The organism is Parafannyhessea sp. LCP19S3_B1, assembly GCF_052121955.1.
Lineage (GTDB): Bacteria > Actinomycetota > Coriobacteriia > Coriobacteriales > Atopobiaceae > Parafannyhessea.
The window spans coordinates 1-6,345 of the sequence record NZ_JBQKDH010000024.1; the positions used below are offsets into that span (position 1 = coordinate 1).

Annotated in this window: 5 protein-coding genes; all 5 read right to left on the reverse strand. The window is 69.3% G+C overall.

From position 1 onward, the window contains the following. A partial coding sequence (locus ACTQWE_RS10035) for a hypothetical protein (RefSeq protein ID WP_441921678.1) occupies positions 1-370 on the reverse strand: 370 nt, incomplete at its 3' end. Between the two features lie 11 nt (positions 371-381). Continuing rightward, positions 382-1,563, reverse strand: a complete 1,182-nt coding sequence (locus ACTQWE_RS10040; RefSeq protein ID WP_441921680.1) for a pyridoxal phosphate-dependent aminotransferase — start codon at positions 1,561-1,563, stop codon at positions 382-384. Then, the gene (gene ftsH / locus ACTQWE_RS10045; protein ID WP_441857237.1) at positions 1,563-3,545 is read right to left on the reverse strand and encodes an ATP-dependent zinc metalloprotease FtsH; all 1,983 of its coding nucleotides are present in this window, start codon (positions 3,543-3,545) and stop codon (positions 1,563-1,565) included. The genes ACTQWE_RS10040 and ftsH overlap by 1 nt, the downstream gene beginning before the upstream one ends. A 31-nt stretch (positions 3,546-3,576) precedes the next feature. Beyond that, positions 3,577-4,128, reverse strand: coding sequence for a hypoxanthine phosphoribosyltransferase (hpt, locus tag ACTQWE_RS10050; protein ID WP_170104584.1), 552 nt, complete (start codon positions 4,126-4,128; stop codon positions 3,577-3,579). 87 nt (positions 4,129-4,215) lie between these two features. Continuing rightward, positions 4,216-5,736 carry a tRNA lysidine(34) synthetase TilS gene (tilS, locus tag ACTQWE_RS10055; RefSeq protein WP_441857235.1) on the reverse strand — a complete coding sequence of 507 codons (1,521 nt, stop codon included), beginning with the start codon at positions 5,734-5,736 and terminating at the stop codon, positions 4,216-4,218. Between the last annotated feature and the right edge of the window lie 609 nt (positions 5,737-6,345).

Below are 6,345 nucleotides of genomic sequence, written 5' to 3' on the forward strand. Positions count from 1 at the left end.
CGAGCGCAGCGAGGTCCAGGTCGCCCGCGGCTTCGGACGCGGCGGGCGCGTCAGTCGCGGCAGGCGCGACGAGCGCGTCGTCGGCAGCCGGCTCGCGGCGCTCCGGGCGCGCGGGCTTCTCGGCCGTAAGCTCGTCCACGGCGCGGCGGGCGTCCGCACCCAGAAGCTGCGCCAGGCTGGGGCCCGGCTTCACCATGTGGCCCGCAAACAGCGGGCAGGCCGCGTCCTTCTCGCCCACGCGCCGGCCGGACTGGCTAGGCTCCAGGCACTCGCAGTGCGTGCGCAAAACGCCCATGCGCTCCGTCATGAAGCGGCAGTCGCCGCAGGTGCGGGCCGCGGCGCGGGCGTTCGTGCGGTTGTTGCGCAACATGGACGCCGTCCCTAGCGGTAGGACTCGGCGAGCTTCTGCCACGCGGGCATGGAGTTCACGATGGTCTCGTACGAGACGCAGTACCCCAGGCGCACCCAGCCCTCGCAGCCAAAGCTGTTGGACGGCACGGGCAAGAGCTCCAGGTCGCGGGCGCGTCTGAAGAACGCCTCCGCGTCGGGCTCCAGCGACTTGACCCACAGGTAGAACGCGCCCTCCGGCTCGATGCAGGTGTAGCCCAGCTTGCGCAGGCCGCCGGCAAGCGCCTCGCGGTTGCGCGCGTACGCCTCCACGTTGGTGGGCTCGTCCACGCAGTCTATCAGCACGCGCTGGAACAGCGCCGGCGCGCACACAAAGCCGAGCTTGCGGCCCGCGCCCGCGACGGCAAGCACAAGCTCGTCGTGGTCGGGGTTCGTGTTCGGCACCAGCGCCCAGCCAATGCGCTCGCCCGGCAGGCTGAGCGACTTCGAGTACGAGTAGCACACGATGGTGCGGTCGTAGATCGCCGGCACCCACGGCACCTCCGCGCCATACGTGATCTCGCGGTACGGCTCGTCAGACACCAGGTAGATGGGATGGCCAAGCTCCTCGCTGCGGCCGGAAAGCACGGACGCGAGCGAGAGGAGCGTGCCCCTGGTGTAGACGGCGCCCACGGGGTTGTTGGGCGAGTCGATGATGACGGCCTTGGTGTTGGGCGTGATGGCGGCGTCCACCGCGGCGGCGTCCACCTGGAACGTCTTGGCGTCTGCCATGACCTCCACGCACGCGGCGCCTGCGGTCTCGATCCAGACGCGGTACTCCGGGAAGTACGGCGCGATCACGATGACCTCGTCGCCGGGGTTCACGATCGCGTGCAGCGTGATGCTGATGGCCGCGGCCGCACCGCAGGTGAGGTACAGGTCGCCTGGCTCGTACGACGTCTTGAAGCGGCGGTTGAGCGAGTCCGCGACCGCCTGGCGCGCCGCGGGCAGGCCGGCGGCAGGCGTGTAGCCATGCAGCTGTGCCGCGGGCAGCGCCGCGTTCCTGACGATGGACTCCCTCACCGCGTCCGGCGCGGGGACGGACGGGTTGCCCAGGCTGAAGTCGAACACGTTCTGCGCGCCGATCTGGGCCTTGCGCGCCGCGCCGTACGCTGCGATCTCGCGGATGGAGGACTTCGCCGCGCCGTAGTCGTAGCTCTTCTGGTTGATGGCCATTAGCTCTCCTCACTCTGGGCGGGCGCCTGCGCGTCCGCAGCGTTCGTCTTGTCTTCCTCCGGGTGGGCGGCGAGGTAGGCGTCCCACTCGTTGTCCAGAAGCGCGTTCACGGCGTCGCCCTCGACGGTCTCGCGGTCAAGCAGCACGCTCGCCATCGTGCGCATCTGCTCCGCGCGGGCCTCGAGCACCTCGCGGGCGCGGACGTGGGCCTGGCGCATGATGCGCTCCACCTCGTCGTCGATGCGCTTGGAGGTCTCGGCGGAAAGGTCGTGGTGGTTGGTGTAGTCGCGGCCCAGGAACACCTCGTGCTGCGGCTCGCTGAACACCTGCGCGCCCAGCTCGTCGCTCATGCCGTACACCGTTACCATGGAGCGGGCGATCTTCGTGGCGCGCTCCAGGTCGTTGCTGGCACCCGTCGTGATGTCGTCGCAGAACAGCTCCTCCGCGGTGCGGCCGCCCAGAAGCACGGCGATCTGGTCAAGCATGCCGTCGCGGGTCTCCAGGAAGTGGTCCTCCTCCGGCAGCTGCATGGTGTAGCCCAGCGCGCGGCCGCGGCTGATGATGCTGATCTTGTGCACGGGGTCGCTGTTTTCGAGCACGTGGCCCACGAGGGCGTGGCCGCTCTCGTGGAACGCGATCGTGGTGCGCTCCTTCTGGCTCATCACGCGGCCCTTCTTTTCCGGACCGGCGATGACGCGCTCCATGGACTCCTCTATCTCGGGCATGCCGACGACGTCCTTGTGGCGCCGCGCGGCCAGAAGCGCGGCCTCGTTCATGAGGTTCGCGAGGTCCGCGCCCGTGAAGCCCGGCGTGAGCTTCGCGATGCGGCCAAGGTCGATGTCCGCACCCAGGGGCTTGTTCTTGGAGTGGACCGTCAGGATCTTCTCGCGCCCCTTGACGTCCGGGCGGTCCACCGTGACCTGCCGGTCGAAGCGGCCGGGGCGCAGCAGCGCCGGGTCCAGGATGTCCGGGCGGTTCGTGGCGGCGATCAGGATGACGGCGGAGTTGTCGTCGAATCCGTCCATCTCGACCAGGAGCTGGTTCAGGGTCTGCTCGCGCTCGTCGTGCCCGCCGCCGAGGCCCGCGCCGCGCTGGCGGCCGACGGCGTCGATCTCGTCGATGAAGATGATGGACGGCGCGGCGTCCTTTGCCTGCTTGAAGAGGTCGCGCACGCGGCTTGCGCCGACGCCCACGAACATCTCGACGAAGTCTGAGCCGGATATCGAGAAGAACGGGACGCCCGCCTCGCCGGCTACGGCCTTTGCCAGCAGCGTCTTGCCGGTTCCCGGGGGGCCCACCAGGAGCACGCCGTGCGGGATCTTCGCGCCCATCTTCTTGTAGCGCTCAGGCTCGCGCAGGTAGTCGCGGACCTCCTTCAGCTCCTCCACGGCCTCGTCGATGCCGGCGACGTCGTCGAACTTCACCTTCGGGCGCGTCTCCTCGGACGTGCGGGCCTTCGTGGCGCGGCCAAAGTTCATGGTGCGGCCGTTTGCGCCGTTCATCTGGTTCATGAAGTACACGAACGCGATGACCACCAGGATGGTGGGGACGACGGTGACGAGGACGGACTGCAAGAAGTCGCTCGACGAGGTGTCGATCGTGAACTTCGTGTCCGGCCGCTTCGCCATGAGCTCCTGCAGGCTGTCCGCACCCACGTAGTAGCTCTTGAAGCGGGACGCCTTGTTCTTCTCGCCCACGTCCGCCTTGTGGCGCCAGTACGTTCCGGAGAGGCTGCCGTCCTCCGTCTTGTACGTCACGCTCTCGATGCGGTCCTGCTTGACGGCGGTCACGAACTCGTTGGTGCTCATGACGTCCGCGGACGGCTTGCCGTTGAAGGCGCCGTAGCCCGTGTACACCGCATAGCACAGCGCGGCGATCATGACGAGCGTGACGATGAGGGACCTGCGGGAGCTGGGACCGTCCGGCCTGAGGCCGTTGGGGTCGAGCCCGCTCCCGCGGTCGTGCTTCTTGTTGTCCGACACTAAGTGACTCCTTGCGTTGCTTGCTTCAGACCTACTTGCTGTAGACCTCGGGCTTCAGGATGCCCACGTAGGGAAGGTTGCGATAGCGCTCGGCGTAGTCGAGGCCATAGCCCACGATGAACTCGTTGGGGACGTGCGCACCCACGTAGTCCGGGGTGACGGCCGCGGTGTGGCCGGGGATGTCCTTCACGGCGAACGCGCAGATCCTGATGGACTTGGCGCCGCGGCCCTTGAGGAGGTCGACCAGGTAGCTGAGCGTGAGGCCCGAGTCGAGGATGTCCTCCGCGATCAGGATGTCGCGACCCTGGATCTCTGTATCGAGGTCCTTCAAGATCTTCACGACGCCGGAGCTCTTCACGCCCGCGCCGTAGCTGGACACGGCCATGAAGTCGACGGCGCACGGCACGGTGATCTTGCGCAGCAGGTCCGCCGTGAAGACGAACGCGCCGCGGAGCACTGCGACCACCAGCGGGTTCTTGCCCTCGTAGTCGCGGCTGACCTCCTGGCCCAATCGACCCACGATCTGCTTGATGTCGTCCTCGCTCAGGATGACGCTCTCGATGTCCGGATGCAGCTCTGCCATTGCGTTCCCTTTCGCTTGTATGCGGGGCGCGCGACGGCTGCCCCTGCATGCGCCGGCCTTGCGGGCCGACCATGCCCTCTCTTGCGGTCAGTCCCTACCAATGCCCAATTCTAGCAGCAGCCTTGTGCGCGGAAGCGTTCGAACTCGCTCGTCCGGCCGTATCCCCGCGACCCACACCACCTGCCCCGTGGGAGAGGTGCGCACCACGGGAACCTGCGGGCGGTCCGCCGCCGGGACCTTGGCCTCGTTCAAGAGGTCCGAGAGCTTCTTGCTCTGGCCGTGCATGCCGAGCGGGCACATGACGTCGCCGGGCGCGGCCGCGTCCACCCACAGGCGCCCGCCCTGCGCGAGGTCAAGCCCGCAGGCCATCGCGTCGAGAAGGACCGACTGGCCGGCCCACTCCACGGCGTGGGCGCGGGCGACGGCCTCCGGCGAGGACCCCGCCGGCACCTGCACGAGGCGGGCGGAGAGCCGCCGGCCGTCGGGCAGCGCGACGCTTCCGGGCACGTCGAGCCACAGGGCGAGGGGGCCGCCCTTCTCGCCCTGCGCGCGCACGAACAGCAGGCCGTACTCCATGCGGGCGTCGCAGCCCATGGGCGTGGACGCCGAGCCCGCGCCCGCCGCGACGAGCGACAGCACGCGGTTGACGTGTCGCGCCTCGAGCCGGGCGTCCGGGCAGACGGCGAGCATGGCCTTGCGCACGACGCGCCGCGCGATGGCGACCTCGCACGCGGCGAGGCGCGCGCCGTCAAGCGCGACCATGGTGGGCGAGCTGCGGCGCACGAGCTCGCGGTACGTGCGCGACGCGACCTGGTTCATGTACGCGTCCTCGTCAGAGAGGATGTCGCACGAGGCGGACACGCTGGACGAAAGGCGCGGGTTGCGCTCGCGAAGAAGCGGCATGACCTCGTGGCGCACGAAGGCGCGCAGGTAGCGGGTGTCGGCGTTCGTGAGGTCCTCGCGCCACACGATGCCGCGCATGCGAAGCAGGTCACACAGCTCCTCGTGCGTGCGGTCGAGCAGGGGGCGCACGATGCGGTTGCGCCGCCGCGGTATGGACGAGAGGCCCGCGGGCCCACTGCCGCGGATCGCGTTCATGAGGAAGGTCTCGGCGCGGTCGTCGGCCGTGTGGGCCGTGAGGATCCGCGCGGCGGAGCGCGGCACGTCGACCTCGCGGCACAGGCGGTTCGCGAGCTCCGTCGCCTCGCGGTAGCGCACCTCGCGGCCAACGTTCTCCACGTTGGACCCCGCCTGCTGGCCCAGGGCCCCCTCGCTCGCGAGCCCGGCCACGTCCACGCGCCGCACGGTGCACGGGATGCCGAAGCGGGCGGAGAGCTCGCGCACGAACTCCTCGTCCTCCTGCGCGTCGAGCCCGCGCAGCCCATGGTTGACGTGCAGCACGTGCAGGCGCTCGCGCGCGATGCGCGCCGTGCCGCGGCCGTCGTCGATGTCGAGCTCCGACGTGGCCGCCAGGAGCAGCAGCGCCGTGGAGTCCGCGCCGCCCGACACCATGAGGACGACCGGCGCGCGCAGGCTGTCGTCGCGCTTGGACGACGGCCTCTGGAACCGCTGGTCGGTACGTGCGAACCTTCTGCTGACGCTTGGCAACGCTGCCTCCGTCCGGACGAGCGCCCCGCGACGCCGGGCCGCGGGCCCACCGAGGTTGTCGGTGGCAAGAATGTTAGTAGCAAGTAAGTGTAGGATACGCCGACGCGGGCGAACGCGGCACCGCGGAAACCCACGCGACACGCAGGGACGGAGCGCCGGTACACTTCTGCTGCGAGTTTGCAGGGCGAACGTAAACTCGGGCCTCACGAGTGCAGGCGGCACCCAGCGCCGGTACACACCTGGGCCGAGTTTGCAGGGAGTCCGTAAACTCGGGCCTCACGAGTACGGGCGATGCTTTGCACCGGTACACACCTGCGCCGAGTTTGCACGCCCGCACGAAACTCGGGGCAGACGAGCACCGGGGGGTGCCTTGGCGGTACACGTCTGGCCCCAGTTTGCATGGGTCTCTCAAACTCGCCCCTCATGTGTGCGGGAGACGCGCCCCGCCGGTACACGTGGGGCCGTAACGCACGGGACCCCGCAAACTCGCGGCCGACGGGGAGTGCGGCAGCAATCCTGTACCTGTCACGCAACGATACCACAGCGCTCCGGCGGCACCGCGACCCCGAGGCGGCGCCTCCTGGCCGCCGGCGCCTCGTAGCGCGTGCG